Raw genomic sequence first — 15,546 nt, 5'->3', positions numbered from 1 at the left:
TAAGGAAAAAAATGGGCGGGTCAAACCGCCCCTTTTTTTGCCTGCAGAAAAGCAAAAAGGCCCTTGTGGGGCCTTTTTTGGGAACGCGGGGGTAATCAGCGTTCTAGGTGTTCGAGCTTGCCCGGCTTGCCATCCCAGTCAGCCGAATCCGGCAGCGGATCTTTGCGTTCGGTGATATTTGGCCAGACTTCGGCCAATTCCATGTTCAGCGCAATGAAGTTTTCCATACCGGCAGGCACTTCATCTTCGGAGAAGATGGCCACGGCAGGGCATTCAGGTTCGCACAGTGCGCAGTCGATGCACTCATCCGGGTGAATCACCAGGAAATTCGGGCCTTCGTAAAAGCAGTCCACCGGACAGACTTCTACGCAGTCGGTGTACTTGCACTTGATGCAGTTGTCGGTGACGACGAAGGTCATTTCTAATTTTCTCCTCAGGCGCGGCTTGCTGCGCCCCTTCACGTGGGGGTCGCAAGGTTTGGGAGCGATAGTCTGCAGGCCAGGCTATAGCGTGCAGCATCCCAAACCGCGCGAGATTCTAACAGCTTGCAAGGCTATGCGTTAGATCCGTGTCTTTAGTGTATAGAGCATTTCGAGTGCACGACGTGGCGTCATGTCGTCCAGATCGAGTTTGGCCAGCTCATCCAGCACCGGGTGCGGCAGGCTGGCGAACATGTCGCTCTGCTGCGGCGCGGCCGGTTTGCCTTTGACAGGTTTCGGCGCTTCATGGGGCAGGGCGGTGTCTTCCAGTCGGCTCAGATGCTCGCGGGCGCGGACGATCACTTCGCTGGGCACACCAGCCAACTGTGCCACGGCCAGACCGTAGCTCTGGCTCGCAGGCCCCGGCAGCACGTGGTGCAGGAAGACAATGCGTTCGTTGTGCTCGGTGGCATTGAGGTGCACGTTGGCCACTAGAGGTTGCGCTTCCGGCAGGACTGTCAGCTCGAAGTAGTGGGTGGCGAACAACGTATAGGCACGCAAATGCGCGAGACGCTCGGCGGCGGCCCAGGCCAGGGACAAACCGTCGAAAGTACTGGTGCCGCGTCCGACTTCGTCCATCAGCACCAGGCTGCGCTCGGTGGCGTTATGCAGGATGTTGGCGGTCTCGCTCATTTCGACCATGAAGGTCGAGCGGCCACCGGCCAGGTCATCGCTGGAACCGATCCGGGTGAAGATGCGGTCGACCAGCGACAGTTCGCAACTGGCCGCCGGCACGAAGCTGCCGATATGCGCCAGCAGTACGATCAACGCCGTCTGGCGCATGTAAGTGGATTTACCGCCCATGTTCGGACCGGTGATCACCAGCATGCGCGTGTTGTCGTCGAGGCTCAGATCGTTGGCCACGAACGGTGTGGTCAGAACCTGCTCGACCACCGGATGACGACCCTGGGTGATGCGCATGCACGGCTCGCTGACGAACCGCGGGCAGTTCAGGTCGAGGTTCAAGGCACGCTCGGCCAGGTTGCTCAAAACGTCCAGCTCGGCCAGGGCGCCGGCGGTGTCTTGCAAGGGTGGCAATTGCGAGATCAGGTCTTCAAGCAAGGCTTCGTAGAGCATTTTTTCACGAGCCAGGGCACGGCTCTTGGCCGACAGTGCCTTGTCTTCGAAAGCCTTGAGTTCCGGCGTGATAAAGCGCTCGGCACCCTTGAGGGTCTGACGACGGATGTAGTCGGCCGGTGCCGATTCAGCCTGCTTGCTCGGCAACTCGATGAAATAACCGTGAATGCGGTTATAGCCGACCTTGAGGTGCGACAGGCCGGTGCGGGCCTTTTCGCGGGCTTCGAGGTCGATCAGGAATTGTCCGGCGTTTTCACTGAGCGATTGCAGCTCGTCGAGTTCACTGTCGTAACCGGTCTTCAACACGCCGCCATCTCGGATCACCGCAGGCGGATTATCGATAATGGCCTTGTCCAGCAGCGCGGCCAGTACCGGGTAGGTGCTGGTGATCGTCGCCAGTTGCTGCAGGTGCGGGGCTTCAAGTTCGGTCATTGCCACTTGCAGCGCCGGCAGTGCACCGAGGGCATCGCGCAGGCGCGCAAGGTCTCGCGGGCGCGCGTTGCGCAAGCCGATTCGCGCGAGAATCCGCTCGATGTCGCCGATTTCCTTGAGCTGCGGTTGCAGCTTTTCGAAACGGTAGCCGTCGAGCAGGCAGGTGATCGAGGTCTGGCGTGCCAGCAAAACCGTCAGGTCCCGTAGCGGGCGGTTCAGCCAGCGAGTCAGCAGGCGGCTGCCCATGGCGGTCTGGCAACGATCGACCACCGATTGCAGCGTATTGTCGCGACCGCCCGCCAGGTTGGTGTCCAACTCCAGGTTGCGCCGACTTGCACCGTCCAGCACCACGGTATCGTCCAGACGCTCGTGGCGCAGGCTGCGCAAGTGGGGCAGGGCGGTGCGCTGGGTTTCTTTGGCATAGGCCAACAGACAACCGGCGGCACCGATGGCCAGGGTCAGGTTTTCGCAGCCGAAACCTTTGAGGTCCTGGGTGGAAAACTGCTGGCAAAGACTTTTCAGCGCCGAGTCGCGTTCGAAATCCCACGGTGCACGACGACGAACCCCACGGCGTTTTTCCGCCGGCAGGTCTTTTGGCCAGTCGTCCGGAATCAACAGCTCCACCGGATTGACCCGCTCCAGTTCCGCCAACAGATTTTCCCAGCCCTTGATTTCCAGCACGCTGAAATTGCCGCTGGTGATATCCAGCACCGCCAGGCCGAACAGGCGCTCATCGCCCAGCACGGCGGCGATCAGGTTGTCACGACGCTCGTCCAGCAGCGCTTCATCGCTCACCGTCCCCGGCGTAATGATCCGCACCACCTGACGCTCTACCGGTCCCTTGCTGGTGGCCGGGTCTCCGACCTGCTCGCAGATCACCACCGACTCGCCAAGCTTCACCAGTTTCGCCAGATAACCTTCGGCGGCATGGTAAGGAATCCCGCACATCGGAATCGCCTGCCCGGCCGACTGGCCGCGAGCGGTCAGGGTGATGTCCAGCAACTTGGCGGCCTTCTTCGCGTCTTCATAGAAGATCTCGTAGAAGTCACCCATGCGGTAGAACATCAATTGGTCCGGGTGCTGGTTTTTCAGGCGCCAGTACTGCTGCATCATCGGCGTGTGGCTGGTTAAGTCTGAAATTGCTTTATTCATCAGTGACTTAGCGTTAATTTTTCGAGTGGGTGGGGCAGGAATGGGGCTTTTTGGTTTGGGTTTTTCAGTAACGAGGTGAATGCAGCTCTAGGCACTTCGCTATATCGCGACCCAACAGCACGACATTTGAGCCATCCTGCCGACTGAGAAATTTGTCTTAATAATGGACGCAAGGGTAACACGGCATGGGGTAATTGCAGGGCTAGGTCTTTCAACCGGATAGGAGAAAATTGTAAGTCATTTGCATATACAGCTATACAACGGATACACGCTGATGCTAGTATTCTTCTTGTGGGGTATAGCACCTCACTATTACCAGGCCCAAAGGGGGCCAAATTGAAAAAGCGAGGATCGCAAAATGTTCATAGATAACCGCAACGTGCGTGGCCGACGACCACTATAAGGAGGCGATTCAGAACCAGACATATTAGGCAAGGCCCGGAGAAAGACCAAATTATGAATACTCAAATATTAGAACGTGAAAAGCCCGTACCTATAAACATGCGGGTTGACACGAAAAAACGAAGCCTGATCGATGCGGCAGTGGAGTTGTTGGGAACAGATCGAACCAGCTTTATTTTGGACGCCGCTTGCAAGCGGGCAGAAGACGTAATCATGGATCGACAGTTGTTTATTCTCAGTGACGAAGCATTTGACCGCTTTGAGCAGGCACTCGATGCCAACTCAATAAGGAGCAACAAATGTCTACAGAAACTGATGTCCAGACCAGCCCGGTGGAGCTGAGCAAGCCTGTAAAGCTGAACAATTTCCATGATTTCACTGAGTTCGACTGTGGAGAGTCGTCGATTAACGACTACCTTCATAAGAGTGCTCGGAAAGCTCAAGACCACAAGCAAGCGGTGGTTTATGTGACTTGCTTCGCGGGTACCAATCGCGTTGCTGGTTACTACACATTGTCCGCCGGATCGGTTGCTCGGCAACACGTCGTACCAAAGAGCTTCCAGCGGAACTCGCCTAACGCGCACCCAGTTACCATTCTTGGGCGTATGGGCGTGAGCATGGCCGCTCAGGGTTATGGTTACTCTGTTGACCTCCTGCAAGACGCCATCCGTCGGTGCATTCTCGCATCGGACTCGGTTGGTACTTCGGCTGTTCTGGTTCATCCGCTCGACGATAAGCTCGCTGAGTTCTATGCGAAACACGCAGGTTTTCAGCAGTGCCCTGATCTGTCGCCGCTTACAATGATGCTTTCCCTGCGCTAGCAGGCCCCTGACAACCGCCGGTTCGCCGGCGGGGGTTTCTATGTATCCCATATTTGCTGCTTAAGATGGCTGTGTTAGCACCGGTCTATTGTTGAGCAACCCTTTGAATTCCTTTCCATATGTGGACGAGTTCGGTTTCAGACTCATCATCCATCCACTTAGCGTAAACCTCCACCAGCATGGTGAAGTCCTTGTGACCCATTTGTTTCGCGATGAATGCAAGGTTACCGCGAGCTGTCAGACACCAGCAGGCATAGGTATGGCGCGTTTGATACGGCCTGCGCGGGCGAATTCCAGATCGACGCTGAATGGCGGCCCATTTAGTGTTCCACGATGTGGGGACGAACCAAGGGTTGATAACTTTCTTTCTGGCTTGGGTTGTAGGGGATAGCAGAGGCGTTACCATTTCCCTGCGGCTTTCATGTCGGTTCATGTAGACCTCGATGTCGCGTCGTGCGTGATCGGCAACTAACTCCATCAGAGTTTTGCAGGCTGCGATCGCTGGCGGCATCAGAAGTATTGCCCGAGGCTTACCGGTCTTGGGGACTTTGAATGTGCCGTCTGCTGTGATTGCCCTGGTGATATTGATTTGCCCAGCGACTAGGTCGATGTCCTCGACGGCAAGTGCGCATAGCTCGCCCGGGCGAAGGCCTGTGTAAACGGCGAGGGTGATCGCGGCGGCGTCCTGCATATGGAGGCAGCCCTTGCTTATCAACTGTTCAAATTCTCCCTTGGTCAATGGATCCGGTTCGCGGCCAATCATCGCAAACCGTGTGCATGCTGCGGACAGGCCTTTGCGGCAGTAACTATTGTTTTCGCACCATGCAAGGAAGCCGGCAAACGTGGCGAGGTAATGATTTGCGGTTGAGGGGGCTCGGGTGGCGATCAGTTGGGTCCTGAGTAGCTGTATATCTTCAGGTAAAAGTATGCCCGCCAATCGGTCAGGCCCCAGCAGTTCGGTGCAGATGTCGAGCGCGTAGCTGTACTTCTCTTCCGTCATCGGAGTGAGGTCAACGGCCTTCAATGGCTTGTAGCGTGCCATTAGGGCGTCAAGGCGTTCGTCCTTCACACTGCTGTAATTGGTTGCGTTCTTTGAATCTGGGAAGTGTCGGCTGTAGTCGAAGCGGCCTGTTTTGATCTCGTGAGTAATTGCCGCCCGGAGTAGGGCAGCGTGTTTGATATTGGCTTTGGTTACCGGTAGGCCGAGGGATTCGCGGCATCGGATTCGCCGCCACATGAACACGACGCGGATGTATCCGCCATGGAGTTCGAGTCCTTTGTGCTTGGCCAGCTCGGCTTCTATGCCGCTTCCTGCGGTGCGCTCTCGGCCCACTTGTCGTACTCCGTCATGTTGATTGCGATACGGCCGTCTGGTGTTTTTCGCCAGATTCGGCCCTGAGCCCAGGTACCGTTCTTTACTTTGTGGCGTATGGCGTCTTCGCTGTAGCCAGTGAGTTCGGATGCGCGGTTGATCATTACCCAGCGTGGAAGGCTCATGGTGCTTGCTCCCCTGCGCGTCGTGAGATGCCTTCGGCTTGGCGCAACTTGCTGCATCGTTGGTGGTTGCCATGTGCTCGCGACTTATCGCATTTGTCGCAAATGACGTTCAGATCAAGGGGCGGCATTTGGCCTTGGCGTATCCGAGCTGTTCGCCGAAGCTGGATCATGCCGTCATCCTCCGGCGGTGATCACCCTGCATCAACTCCATCAGGCGGGAGAAGTACTGAATGCTCGCTTCTTTGGCGGGCAGCGGGGTGATGCGCTCGGGCATTGTTGGAATGCCTTTCAGGCAATGCCATTCGCCGGCGTGTTCGGGCATCAGGTCGCGGCGTTCAGTGGCAAGGGCCACCAGATCGGCGCGGACGACACTCTCGGGTAAAGCCGGTTCAATGTTGAAACGCTCGCAGACTGCGTGCCAGACACGTTGCTCGATGGCTTTGTACTCTGGAATCAATTCCTTGAGCGGGCGAGTCACGTCGCCCAGGTAGGCTTCGGTAGCATCATGGATGAGGGCGGCGAGCTGGTCCTTTTGCGGTACCAGGTCGCACACGATCATGCTGTGTTGGGCCACGCTGTAGTGGGTGTGCGTGTGCCCATTGAAGCGGCACAGGCCAGCCAAAGCGTGAGCAATATCGTGGGGGCTGATCATGGCGGCGGTTGGCTTCAGCAGGTTGAACTGGCGGCCGCTGTGGGTGAGGATCCAGCTCATGCGGCGGCTCCTGGCAGAACGGCGTTCTGCGGCATTTCGTAAACCGGTGCTGGCTCAATGGTATTCATGATGCGGGCCGCAAGTTCCAGTGCAGCTGCTGCTTGGCGCTCAGCTTTTGCTTGCATAGGCTCAGTGCCGGGCATTACGCGCCAGGTTTGTTTAGCCAGTGACAGTGACGCATGCACTTGCAAGAGGAGTTGCTGATCTTTTTCGGTAAAGATTGGGACGACTGCATGCTGCGAGAGGTTGTAGGTGGCGAGGTGATCAGCTTTCAGCGCTCTGATTTCCCGCTGATGGCGTTCATCTCGGTCAAGGCCTACATTGACCAGGCGAGTGATGTCTGCGGTTAACGCTGCTACACGTTTCCGGTGGTACGTGGCTTGGGATGTGACGCCTCGCGCGAAGGCCTTTCGAATCGCTTTACGGATGAAGTGGGTCATCAGCAGCAGCCCCAGCGCTGAACCGGTGGCGATGATGATCAGGTGTTGTGTTTGCATGTGCTGTGTTCCTCGGTAGAGCCCGCCGTCGGGATCGTTGGTGAGAGGCCGGCGGCGAGTGTTGCTACGTGGAGTGGTGGTTATGCGCTGAAGGTGCCTAGGGTCAGCGTGGCGGCGCCGCCAACTTCTTTGGCGAGTGTCGTTTTGAACTCTTGGGCGATCTCTTCGACCTGCTGTTCTTCGCCGGCCCAGCGCAGCTTCAGGGTTGGTTTGTCATCGCCGGTCAAGATGCTGAGCTTCAAGGTGAACACGCGGGTGCCCAGGCCTTCGTATGGGGTCAGCGAAAAATGCAGCGCCTCGATACGGCTCTCGGCGCTGGCTGCTTCGATGCTGTCCATAGCGCTACGGGATGCGCCGAAGTTGTGCTCGCTGTTGGTGGAGCTTGCCGAGGCTTTGATGGTGATGTTGCGGACGCTGGCCACGGCCGCACTGATGGTCATGGACTTGCCGCCCTCCTGTGTGGCTTGGAGGTTCAGGTGCCAATCCTCGATCCATTCGGCCAGGTCGCGCTGGCTGAGCTTCTTGCCCGCAATTTCTTGCAGTGCCTTGTACGCAGCAGTGGGTTTGAGTTTCAGGATCGCAACATCGTCCGCGTGGCCCGGGGTGATTTCGTCGCCCAGGTTGAAGAACACCTTGCAGCTCATGTCGTCTTGATTGACGAAGCCTTGCGCCTCCGGACCATTACGGGAAATGGTGTAGGTGGCGAAGTCGCTAAGGCTGTTGGTGTTGAGCGTGCCCCGAAAGCGAGAGCGGAGGGCTTGGAACACTTCCAAGCTATGAATTTTGACGTCGGTAGGTAAGGCGGTGACGGGGACCAGTGTATGGGGCAGGGCGGTGGCTGCGTGTGCTTGAGCCAGAATGTGTTCGAGTGCGTCTTTAGCGAGTGGCATTGATGCTTCCTTTTTGGTGAGAGGATTTGGTGGCGCGTGCAGCCGCGTGTTAGCGAGCGTTTACTGGGGTGTCTTCACTCTTGAAGAGCTGGGCTGTCGGATCGTTTTGAAACAGCGTCAACCCTTGTGGGGTGAGATACAGCGGCGTATCCAGCGTGGAGTCTTCGCGCAACTTGCCGCGTTTGGTGGGCTGGGCGAAGTCGAGGGTGTGGCTGACGGCAACCTGGTTGCTCTGACCGATTTGCTTCATCTTCAACTTGATGGTCACTTCACCGGCCTTGCCGTAGTCGATAACGCCGGCGGCGACGTTCGACAGGGCCTGGCCGATTTGCTGGGCAAAGACGCCAGCGTTGAGTGAGTTGAAGAAATCATTCGTGTCTGTGGCTTTCATGTGCTGTGCCTCATTGGGTTTGTTTTGTTTACCCCCGAGCGGCAGGGGCCACCGTTGAATCAGGCTGCTTGCTTCGCCGCTTGGGCGTCGAGGAAGGCGGCCAGGTCGTGCAGGTAAACCACGCGCTTTGCTCGTGCCGAGTCGTGCAGGCGCTTCACGACAAGCGCGATGCGGCCGGCCTTGATCTCTTCCAGCAGATAGCGGTCGGTGCGGATGTGCGTGAAGTACTGTTCGCGTACTGCTGACAAGGTCGGGCAGGGCGTGGCGAACTGTCGGCGCAGCTGGTCGAGTGTGTTGCTCACGCTGCGTCCTCCCCGAACCCCTCCGATTGGGGCACCAACTTGAGGCGGATTAATTCGGCGAGGCCTTCTTTGCTCTTGCCCATGGCGGCTGCGCAGATCTGGCCTTTGGCGTCTGTTACGACGGCGCCGAACGGGTACTCGGGTGAGTTGGTCGGTGTCACGTAGGCCACTTGGCCGTCTTGGATGACGTTATTGACGCAGCGGAACACTTCGGCCAGTTCGATAGTGCGGCACGGGATGCTGCCGAGCAGGTCAATGGCTTCGCTTGCGGCACCAATGAGCGTTGCGCGGCTGACAACACCTACGCTGTCCAGGTAGATCGGAATCAGTCGAAGGGCGCCGAGCGCTTGGGTGTAGGCGTTGTAGTAGTTGGTAGTCATGCAGCAGCGTCCTTGTTATGTGTCTTGATGCCGATGCTCAGCTGCTTCGCGAGCCAGTCCACGCCGCGCTCTGTGACCATGATCACGGCGTAGTGGCTGTAGGCTTTGATGTTGTCATTCCAGCGGCTGCGGGGATCGGAGAACAGGTAGCCACGATCGCGGTGCTGGCTTGCGAGATCGCCGCTTTGGGTCAGCACGCGGAGTGCGCGCAGTTGCTCGCGAAACTTCCGGGGTTTGAGGCCGAGCACGGCGGCCGTTTCGTCCAGGGTGCGGTTCATGGCGCTGTCCTCAGGCGGCAATCAGTTTGCGAACACGGTCTAGCAACGCTTCCGAGTCGACCAAGGCTTGATCGATTTGCGCCAAACGGCCGATCTGTCCTGGTGGCGCGGATTGGGCAGACTCGATTCGGCCGTTGGCGATGTCCTGAATGAAATCCCGCAGGTGCAGGTGGTTGGCCCGATCCGCCCGTTTGAGGGTCAGTTCGCCGGTGTGGCCGCCGAGGTCAACGTTGATGACTGCCGTGGTGTCCGTGAGCTCGACTTCGAATTTCGCGTGGATGGTTTGCTCTGGCCGCTGGAGCGGGCACACGGCAGCGCCGCCGCATTGCAGCACTTGGTGCAATAACTCTTGTTTCGCGAGGGGAATGAGGTAGCTATTCATGCTGCGTCACCCCCGAAAGGCCACGAGCTATCGGTGGCGGTGCTGGTGGGCTCAACTGCTGCACTACGGCCTTTCGCGGTGGTGATCACCAGCAGGCCGGTTTGGCGCTGGATGGCTTCGACGGCGGCGCGAGTACTGCACGCGGACGGGTGCAGGTAGACGGGGCAGCGCGTGTTGCTGTGCTGTGTGGTTTGCATGGCTCGTGCTCTTTGGTGAGAGGTAGATACCAGTGCAAAATTAGTATCACTGATTTAATAAGTCAACAGTAACACTTATAAAAGCAGCGAAATAAAATTAGTAGACGAAAAAAAAGGCCCGCTAGGGCCTTCGATGCTGGAGGGCTCAGAGCATCACTGAGTACCAAAATACTTTGCCGATAACACGTATGTGCTGTTGCACATAATCGCCGTCATATCGCTCGTCAGGGTGCTCTTCGGTGTTATAGCTGCGTAGGCGAAGGCCTGACCCTGGTAGAGGATAGAGAAGTTTCACACGTAGCTGACCATCGTGATCAATCGCATACATCTTGCCGTCTTGAATGGTTGTGTTCGCCGTATCTACGCCGACAGTACTGCCATCGGGGAGTACTGGTTCCATGCTATTTCCGGTGACTGGGACGCATCCTGCGGCTGCTGGGTCGATGCTTTTCCTTTTGAGGGTTCGCTTTCCGAAACGTAGTTTTCGACCGTTTGTCTCAAGCATTACCTCGGATCCTTTACCCGCAGACAATTCCACTTCCTTGAAAAACGGCAGCTCTACTTCATCGGGGCCGAGTGGGGTGTCGTCGTCCCACACCTCAATCGGATGCAGTTCCCAATCAGCATTTCGGGGGCTTTCTGCTGGTGCCTGTGATGACCGGAGGCGAGGCATTTCGGCAAAGGCAGCCAAGCGGGGGCTGACCTCATCAAGCGAAAAGCCCAGCACGTTCGCAAATTTGATTAGTGCGCCGAGGTTCAGAGGGATTCGGCCATTTAAATACTGGCTGACGACGCTTTGCCCAGACCATTCGCACAGATCGGCGATTTTTTCCTGGGTAAGAGTCGAGTCCTTCCGTTTGCGATCCTGATAAATAGCTTTCAGGCGTGCAGCTTCGGCTTTTTTGGTCTCGTCGTCGGCAACAAAGGGATTGAGAGTAATCATGCCTCTCAATTTATAAGGGCGACTTATTTTTTCAAAACAGCTATACGTCTTTTTATCTTGCCGTTTAAAAGAAGTAACACTAATATCCATACCGCAACGCCCATTCGAGGAAACGTGGATGGCTAACGAAATAGGTATCCCTCTGGAGGATTTTGCCGAGGGAAAGACTCAACCAGAGCTGGCGTTACTCATTGGGGTATCGCAAAGCGCTGTATCTCAAATGCTCAATTCGGCTCGGGATATCCGCGTGCGGATTGATGAGAAAGGGGCATGTTCGGCGGTAGAGATTCGACCAATCGGATCGCGCCGCAAGCCCAAGGCTGCTTAAAAAGGTGCCAGGCTGGGGCCTCTCACCAAAGATCCCCCAGCCCAGCTACGACGACACATAGCACATGTACATCGGTCGTGGTCGTAGGATAGGGATTACCCCGTCTTATGGCTACACCGTAAACGGGGGATTTACGGTTATGAGTCGCACAGATCTATTGCCGGACGCGGGTCCGGTCCTTCCTTTGCGCCAGGCGATCTATCGCGCTGGTCGTGACTACAAGGGCGGAATCACCGCCCTTGCCTTTGACATGGTGTTGGACAACGACACCCTGCAAAAGAAGCTCAAGCTTGATGAAGAGCGTCGCTGGCTGAACCCGGACGAACTTGAAGACGTGATTCGGTTGACGGGTGATTCACGCTTGCTCGATGCGCTGATGCGCCCGGCGGGTGCGGTCTGGTATCGCCCGGTACCGGTACCGGCAACCCGCGATGCGTTGAAAGCCGTCGGCAAATTGCTCGGCGAGACGGGTGAGTTCGTAGCCAAGATGCACGACGGCGCTGCCGACAATGTTTGGGAGCTTCACGAAGTCCTTGATCTTGAAAAGCATGGCATGGACGTGATCCGCGAAGTACTCGGCATCATGGCCGGTGCACGTCAGGCGATGGAGGACCGTGTCAATGGATGACATCGATCGCGCCAATGAACAGGCGCAATACCTGCTCGACGTTGCGCTTCAGCGCAGCCGTCTTGCGCCTTCGAATCGCGTCAGCGCGGAATTCTGCGTGGACTGCGACGAATCTATCCCGTTACTTCGACAGCAGACGATTGCGGGTTGCCAAACCTGCATTGACTGTCAGGGGTTGCGGGAGGCTCGGCGATGAGTGAACCGGGCAAAGGAATAGCCATCGCCAATTGGGCAAAACGTTACATCGATACCTTTGGCCTGGCACTGGTCTCTATTGAGCCCGGTGAGAAAGGACCCAAGGGTAAGGGGTGGAACAAGCCGGGTGGATTTATCACTGATGCCGCCCAGGCTGAAGCTTTCTGGCAGCGAAACCCTCACCACAACCTTGGCGTCGTGCTTGGGCCAAGCCGTGTCTGCTCGTTGGACGTTGATGACGTTCAGTGGACGCGGCATGTGTTGTATGAACTGTTGGGCGTCGATCTGGATGCCATGGCGGTGGTGTATCCGACTATTGTCGGTAACCCCGCTCGGTTCCGGGTGGTTTTCAAAGTGCCGGACGGCGTTGAGCTGACCCGGCATTCTCTGTCGTGGCCCAATGAAAAAGATCCTGATGGTTCGATCCACAAAGGCCTGATGGTTAAGGCCAAGGCGGCAAAAGAGCAGGGCGATGAGGCCGGTGATGCTGCGGCACGCGCCGAGGCTGAAGAGTACAAGCGTTTCACGGTGTTCGAGCTGCGCGCTGGGCTGGTGCAGGATGTGTTCCCGCCTTCGATTCACCCGGGCACCGGCAAGCCTTACATCTGGCGCACGCCGCCGAGCGCCACTGATGGTCTACCGACGCTGAATGCTGACTTGCTGAATATCTGGCAGGGTTGGGACATCTTCAAGCGTGATGCCGAAGGGGCGTGCCCTTGGGCGATCAAACCTGCCGCGCCGCACGCGAAGGTCGTCAAGCGTCCAGCACCTGCAACGGGTAATCGGCCATCGGTGATCGATGAGTTCAATCGTTGCCACGATGTGCAAGAGCTGCTTCGCTCCCACGGCTATATCAAGCGGGGCAGCAAGTGGCTGTACCCGCAGAGCAGTACCGGTCTGCCGGGCGTGACGATCAGCGATGAAGGCAAGGTCTACTCGCACCACGGCGCCGATCCACTGGCGAACGGACATCAGAACGACGCCTTTGAGGTGTTCTGTTTGCTCGAGCACGGCGGGGATCAGTCGAAGGCGGTGAGGGATGCTGCGCGCATGTTGGGCATGCAGCATTCATCCCGTCCTGATCCGCGTGATCTTCCCCCGACCCCATCTGATGTCATGCCCGAGCCGAGCTGCGCGAACGACGCCATCAGCGAGGCCGCTCCGGCTCCTGATGGGGGCGCGGGGGAGGTGCTGACGCTTGATCATGTCCTGCGCCGGTTTGCGTTGGTGGAAGGAACGACCCATGTTTGGGACTTCGACCAATCGCGGGTGATGAAGAAGTCAGCTTTTGAAGCGCGCGTCGGCAAACCCTTGGCGAAGCAGTGGTTGGAAGACACCGAGCGGCGCAAGTTGATTTCTGATGACCATGTTCGCGAAATCGAACAGGCGCGACGGATGTCGGGCAAGAAAGGTGGTGCTTTTGGCATGCCGCCGACCGAGCGTTACGTGTACATCGATGGCACGAAGGACGTTTGGGACCGGGAGAAAAAACGGCGTGTGGCCGAGGGCGCGGTGAAGATGGCCCTCGGTGATACCTACCCATTGTGGTTGAACAGCAGCGAGCGTCGGGTGGTTGATGTTGACCATATCGTGTTTGACCCGACGATGACCAAAGATCCGAGCGTGTACATCAACACGTTCGATGGCCTGCCACTCGAACCGATCAATGATGAGGCCGCCTGTGAGAGCCTGCGTTGGCTGATTTCGTTCCTTTGCAACCATGATCAGGATGCCACGCGGTGGTTGACGCGCTGGATGGCGTACCCGTTGCAGCACCTCGGCGCCAAGATGGACACGGCCGTGTTGATGCACTCGATCATGGAGGGGTCGGGTAAGAGCCTGCTGTTCGCCGATGCGATGGGCATGCTGTACGGTCAGTACGCGGCCACCGTTGGACAGACCCAGCTCGAAAGCAACTTCAATGCCTGGCAAAGCCGTAAGCTCTGGTCGGTGTTTGAAGAGGTTGTCAGCCGCGATCAGCGGTACAACCAGGTGGGCAAGATCAAGCATTTGATCACCGGCAAGACGGTGCGAATGGAGTCGAAGTTCATTAATGGCTGGGAAGAAGCCAACCACATGAACGCGGTGTTCCTGAGTAACGAGATCATGCCGTGGCCCATCAGCGAAAGCGACCGGCGGATGCTGGTGATGTGGCCCGAGCTAACCCTGCCGCCAGACCGCCAGAAGGCTATCGGCCACGAGCTGAAGAACGGCGGAGTCGCGGCGCTGTATGGCTGGCTGTTGTCGATTGACCTCGGCGACTTTGACCAGCGTACCCGGCCACCGAGTACGGCGGCACGTGAACGGCTGGTGGCATTGAGTCGGGCCGGCTGGCAGACGTTCCTAAACCTTTGGAAGTACGGCGAGCTGGGGCGTGATTTGTGGGGCGTGTGCCTTTCGACCGATCTCTACTCGCTGTTCCTGGAGTGGTGCCACCGCAACAAAGAACACGTGATGAGCCAGACGAAGTTTTCACTGTTCATCGGTTCCGAAGTCGATAAGACCCGATCGATTCCTTGGACTGAAGGCAGCAATCGGCGGTTTGGTGCGTTCTTCTTTCCGAACGATCCCGGCGCTTCCCAGCCCCCATCACTGAAGGCGGCCGATCTGGGCAAGACGGTCAGCGATTGGCGCGCCCAGGCTAAGTTGGCCGGCTGGAACGTGGACAACTGGGAACACGTCAAGGCGGCTGCAGCATGAGTGCGCCTAAAAGTGTGTTGGGTGTGTCGAGTGTGTGTCGGGTTGGTTTTGGCGACCCAGCACAGTTTAAGACCTTTGTTTCCAAGGGTTTGCGGGCAGTGTGTTGGGTGTGTTGGGTTTGGTGTCGCGTGCGCGCATGCATGATGTTATTTGCAGCGAAAATAGAGGGCGGAAATTTTTCTTATGCGAGGACAGAAAAACCCAACAAACCCAACACACACAACACAGATAAATTGAAATTGTTGATTTTAAAGGGATTTATTTGTGTTGAGTTTGTGTCGAGTAGCGGGTTTTCTGTGTTGGGTTCGGTTTTTCGGGGGGAAGGGCGATGATCGGAGCAATGGAAGCGGTTTTGAAGCATTGGGGTGAGCAATGCCGACTGAACGGCGAAAGCGGCGGCATGGGCAGTCCGATGGCGACCATCATGGAGTGGGGTGGGTCGGCACCTCGCGGTACACCGGGATCGCGGATCATCCTCGGTGCAGGAGCTGGGCCTGATGCAGTTGCCCAGCAGGTAGGGGCGGCGCTGTCGGAGATCGGGCGTCAGGATGAGCAGGGTGATCGACTGATGCGGTTGGCTGGTTTGCGTTATGGCGATGATCCGGCGCCGACCTGGTCGATGCAGCTACATCTGCTGGGATTGGAGTCGCGAGCGAAACAGACCTACTACGACCAGGTGCATCGCCTGCATGAGCAGCTGCTGGTGGTGCTGGCCGAGCGTTCCGATGCTCGTCAGTGGCTTACCGCTGGTCGGGGCGTTTTGCCTCAAAGTCTACTCAAAGTTGCGTCAAAGTTGCGTCGAGCTGGATAACCGAAAATGCCCCCTTTTCGGTTCCGTACTCAGGGAGTAAAAAGTCACCACG

The 15,546-nt window shown here is 57.4% G+C and carries 21 protein-coding genes; 7 read left to right on the top strand and 14 right to left on the bottom strand.

From position 1 onward, the window contains the following. Nucleotides 1-95 precede the first annotated feature (95 nt). Both fdxA and mutS read right to left on the bottom strand, forming a co-directional pair. Nucleotides 96-419 carry a ferredoxin FdxA gene (gene fdxA / locus ASD60_RS23245; protein ID WP_056856222.1) on the bottom strand — a complete coding sequence of 108 codons (324 nt, stop codon included), beginning with the start codon at nucleotides 417-419 and terminating at the stop codon, nucleotides 96-98. Between the two features lie 141 nt (nucleotides 420-560). Beyond that, nucleotides 561-3,128, bottom strand: a complete 2,568-nt coding sequence (gene mutS, locus ASD60_RS23240; protein ID WP_177336600.1) for a DNA mismatch repair protein MutS — start codon at nucleotides 3,126-3,128, stop codon at nucleotides 561-563. A 468-nt stretch (nucleotides 3,129-3,596) separates the two neighbouring features. Here mutS and ASD60_RS28540 point away from each other — a divergent pair, with 468 nt between their 5' ends. Together ASD60_RS28540 and ASD60_RS23235 are read left to right on the top strand one after the other, a co-directional pair. Next, nucleotides 3,597-3,884 (top strand): type II toxin-antitoxin system TacA family antitoxin, encoded by a 288-nt coding sequence (locus ASD60_RS28540; protein ID WP_082557653.1) that lies wholly within the window; start codon nucleotides 3,597-3,599, stop codon nucleotides 3,882-3,884. After that, a complete protein-coding gene (locus ASD60_RS23235; RefSeq protein ID WP_056856220.1) occupies nucleotides 3,842-4,363 on the top strand; it encodes a hypothetical protein in 522 nt (173 codons plus the stop codon). The genes ASD60_RS28540 and ASD60_RS23235 overlap by 43 nt, the downstream gene beginning before the upstream one ends. An 85-nt stretch (nucleotides 4,364-4,448) precedes the next feature. Here the strand turns inward: ASD60_RS23235 and ASD60_RS23230 are convergent, their stop codons facing one another. The 12 genes from ASD60_RS23230 to ASD60_RS23175 all read right to left on the bottom strand — a co-directional run bounded on the left by ASD60_RS23230 (nucleotide 4,449) and on the right by ASD60_RS23175 (nucleotide 10,832). After that, complete coding sequence (locus tag ASD60_RS23230) at nucleotides 4,449-5,696, bottom strand: site-specific integrase (protein ID WP_056856219.1); 1,248 nt, start codon at nucleotides 5,694-5,696, stop codon at nucleotides 4,449-4,451. After that, nucleotides 5,663-5,860, bottom strand: coding sequence for a hypothetical protein (locus ASD60_RS23225; RefSeq protein ID WP_056856218.1), 198 nt, complete (start codon nucleotides 5,858-5,860; stop codon nucleotides 5,663-5,665). Before ASD60_RS23225 ends, ASD60_RS23230 begins: the two co-directional genes overlap by 34 nt. A 166-nt stretch (nucleotides 5,861-6,026) precedes the next feature. After that, nucleotides 6,027-6,572, bottom strand: coding sequence for a hypothetical protein (locus ASD60_RS23220; protein ID WP_056856217.1), 546 nt, complete (start codon nucleotides 6,570-6,572; stop codon nucleotides 6,027-6,029). Further along, nucleotides 6,569-7,069 carry a hypothetical protein gene (locus ASD60_RS23215; RefSeq protein WP_056856216.1) on the bottom strand — a complete coding sequence of 167 codons (501 nt, stop codon included), beginning with the start codon at nucleotides 7,067-7,069 and terminating at the stop codon, nucleotides 6,569-6,571. Before ASD60_RS23215 ends, ASD60_RS23220 begins: the two co-directional genes overlap by 4 nt. Before the next feature lie 80 nt (nucleotides 7,070-7,149). Beyond that, on the bottom strand, nucleotides 7,150-7,959 hold the full coding sequence (locus ASD60_RS23210; protein ID WP_056856215.1) for a DUF2303 family protein: 810 nt from the start codon (nucleotides 7,957-7,959) through the stop codon (nucleotides 7,150-7,152). A 49-nt stretch (nucleotides 7,960-8,008) separates the two neighbouring features. Then, nucleotides 8,009-8,350 carry a hypothetical protein gene (locus ASD60_RS23205; RefSeq protein ID WP_056856214.1) on the bottom strand — a complete coding sequence of 114 codons (342 nt, stop codon included), beginning with the start codon at nucleotides 8,348-8,350 and terminating at the stop codon, nucleotides 8,009-8,011. 59 nt (nucleotides 8,351-8,409) lie between these two features. After that, complete coding sequence (locus tag ASD60_RS23200) at nucleotides 8,410-8,652, bottom strand: pyocin activator PrtN family protein (RefSeq protein ID WP_056856213.1); 243 nt, start codon at nucleotides 8,650-8,652, stop codon at nucleotides 8,410-8,412. Then, a complete protein-coding gene (locus tag ASD60_RS23195) occupies nucleotides 8,649-9,032 on the bottom strand; it encodes a hypothetical protein (protein ID WP_056856212.1) in 384 nt (127 codons plus the stop codon). The genes ASD60_RS23200 and ASD60_RS23195 overlap by 4 nt, the downstream gene beginning before the upstream one ends. Continuing rightward, nucleotides 9,029-9,310 (bottom strand): phage antirepressor KilAC domain-containing protein, encoded by a 282-nt coding sequence (locus tag ASD60_RS23190; protein ID WP_056856211.1) that lies wholly within the window; start codon nucleotides 9,308-9,310, stop codon nucleotides 9,029-9,031. The genes ASD60_RS23195 and ASD60_RS23190 overlap by 4 nt, the downstream gene beginning before the upstream one ends. Before the next feature lie 10 nt (nucleotides 9,311-9,320). Continuing rightward, entirely contained in the window at nucleotides 9,321-9,692 is a 372-nt protein-coding gene (locus ASD60_RS23185; RefSeq protein WP_056856210.1) for a hypothetical protein, read from the bottom strand. Next, entirely contained in the window at nucleotides 9,689-9,889 is a 201-nt protein-coding gene (locus ASD60_RS23180; protein WP_056856209.1) for a hypothetical protein, read from the bottom strand. The genes ASD60_RS23185 and ASD60_RS23180 overlap by 4 nt, the downstream gene beginning before the upstream one ends. Nucleotides 9,890-10,034: 145 nt before the next feature. After that, complete coding sequence (locus ASD60_RS23175; RefSeq protein WP_056856208.1) at nucleotides 10,035-10,832, bottom strand: LexA family transcriptional regulator; 798 nt, start codon at nucleotides 10,830-10,832, stop codon at nucleotides 10,035-10,037. Between the two features lie 118 nt (nucleotides 10,833-10,950). On the opposite strand from ASD60_RS23175, the gene ASD60_RS23170 reads away from it, so the two are divergent. The 5 genes from ASD60_RS23170 to ASD60_RS23150 all read left to right on the top strand — a co-directional run bounded on the left by ASD60_RS23170 (nucleotide 10,951) and on the right by ASD60_RS23150 (nucleotide 15,494). Further along, nucleotides 10,951-11,160 carry a Cro/CI family transcriptional regulator gene (locus tag ASD60_RS23170; RefSeq protein ID WP_056856207.1) on the top strand — a complete coding sequence of 70 codons (210 nt, stop codon included), beginning with the start codon at nucleotides 10,951-10,953 and terminating at the stop codon, nucleotides 11,158-11,160. 139 nt (nucleotides 11,161-11,299) lie between these two features. Further along, entirely contained in the window at nucleotides 11,300-11,788 is a 489-nt protein-coding gene (locus ASD60_RS23165) for a phage regulatory CII family protein (RefSeq protein WP_056856206.1), read from the top strand. Then, a complete protein-coding gene (locus tag ASD60_RS23160) occupies nucleotides 11,781-11,984 on the top strand; it encodes a TraR/DksA C4-type zinc finger protein (protein ID WP_056856205.1) in 204 nt (67 codons plus the stop codon). Before ASD60_RS23165 ends, ASD60_RS23160 begins: the two co-directional genes overlap by 8 nt. Beyond that, nucleotides 11,981-14,683 (top strand): bifunctional DNA primase/polymerase, encoded by a 2,703-nt coding sequence (locus tag ASD60_RS23155; protein ID WP_056856204.1) that lies wholly within the window; start codon nucleotides 11,981-11,983, stop codon nucleotides 14,681-14,683. Before ASD60_RS23160 ends, ASD60_RS23155 begins: the two co-directional genes overlap by 4 nt. 340 nt (nucleotides 14,684-15,023) lie before the next feature. Then, entirely contained in the window at nucleotides 15,024-15,494 is a 471-nt protein-coding gene (locus ASD60_RS23150; RefSeq protein ID WP_236708502.1) for a hypothetical protein, read from the top strand. The last annotated feature ends 52 nt before the right edge of the window (nucleotides 15,495-15,546 follow it).

The sequence above is a fragment of the Pseudomonas sp. Root562 genome, from assembly GCF_001427125.1.
Lineage (GTDB): Bacteria > Pseudomonadota > Gammaproteobacteria > Pseudomonadales > Pseudomonadaceae > Aquipseudomonas.
This window is presented reverse-complemented; position numbering and strand designations above follow the sequence as displayed.

What these genes read in the sequence shown, in the direction of transcription:
- fdxA (WP_056856222.1), bottom strand. Translation starts at nt 419, where the DNA reads ATGACCTTCGTCGTCACCGACAACTGCATCAAGTGCAAGTACACCGAC.
- ASD60_RS28540 (WP_082557653.1), top strand. Translation starts at nt 3,597, where the DNA reads ATGAATACTCAAATATTAGAACGTGAAAAGCCCGTACCTATAAACATG.
- ASD60_RS23235 (WP_056856220.1), top strand. Translation starts at nt 3,842, where the DNA reads ATGTCTACAGAAACTGATGTCCAGACCAGCCCGGTGGAGCTGAGCAAG.
- ASD60_RS23225 (WP_056856218.1), bottom strand. Translation starts at nt 5,860, where the DNA reads ATGAGCCTTCCACGCTGGGTAATGATCAACCGCGCATCCGAACTCACT.
- ASD60_RS23220 (WP_056856217.1), bottom strand. Translation starts at nt 6,572, where the DNA reads ATGAGCTGGATCCTCACCCACAGCGGCCGCCAGTTCAACCTGCTGAAG.
- ASD60_RS23215 (WP_056856216.1), bottom strand. Translation starts at nt 7,069, where the DNA reads ATGCAAACACAACACCTGATCATCATCGCCACCGGTTCAGCGCTGGGG.
- ASD60_RS23210 (WP_056856215.1), bottom strand. Translation starts at nt 7,959, where the DNA reads ATGCCACTCGCTAAAGACGCACTCGAACACATTCTGGCTCAAGCACAC.
- ASD60_RS23205 (WP_056856214.1), bottom strand. Translation starts at nt 8,350, where the DNA reads ATGAAAGCCACAGACACGAATGATTTCTTCAACTCACTCAACGCTGGC.
- ASD60_RS23195 (WP_056856212.1), bottom strand. Translation starts at nt 9,032, where the DNA reads ATGACTACCAACTACTACAACGCCTACACCCAAGCGCTCGGCGCCCTT.
- ASD60_RS23190 (WP_056856211.1), bottom strand. Translation starts at nt 9,310, where the DNA reads ATGAACCGCACCCTGGACGAAACGGCCGCCGTGCTCGGCCTCAAACCC.
- ASD60_RS23185 (WP_056856210.1), bottom strand. Translation starts at nt 9,692, where the DNA reads ATGAATAGCTACCTCATTCCCCTCGCGAAACAAGAGTTATTGCACCAA.
- ASD60_RS23180 (WP_056856209.1), bottom strand. Translation starts at nt 9,889, where the DNA reads ATGCAAACCACACAGCACAGCAACACGCGCTGCCCCGTCTACCTGCAC.
- ASD60_RS23175 (WP_056856208.1), bottom strand. Translation starts at nt 10,832, where the DNA reads ATGATTACTCTCAATCCCTTTGTTGCCGACGACGAGACCAAAAAAGCC.
- ASD60_RS23170 (WP_056856207.1), top strand. Translation starts at nt 10,951, where the DNA reads ATGGCTAACGAAATAGGTATCCCTCTGGAGGATTTTGCCGAGGGAAAG.
- ASD60_RS23165 (WP_056856206.1), top strand. Translation starts at nt 11,300, where the DNA reads ATGAGTCGCACAGATCTATTGCCGGACGCGGGTCCGGTCCTTCCTTTG.
- ASD60_RS23160 (WP_056856205.1), top strand. Translation starts at nt 11,781, where the DNA reads ATGGATGACATCGATCGCGCCAATGAACAGGCGCAATACCTGCTCGAC.
- ASD60_RS23155 (WP_056856204.1), top strand. Translation starts at nt 11,981, where the DNA reads ATGAGTGAACCGGGCAAAGGAATAGCCATCGCCAATTGGGCAAAACGT.
- ASD60_RS23150 (WP_236708502.1), top strand. Translation starts at nt 15,024, where the DNA reads ATGGAAGCGGTTTTGAAGCATTGGGGTGAGCAATGCCGACTGAACGGC.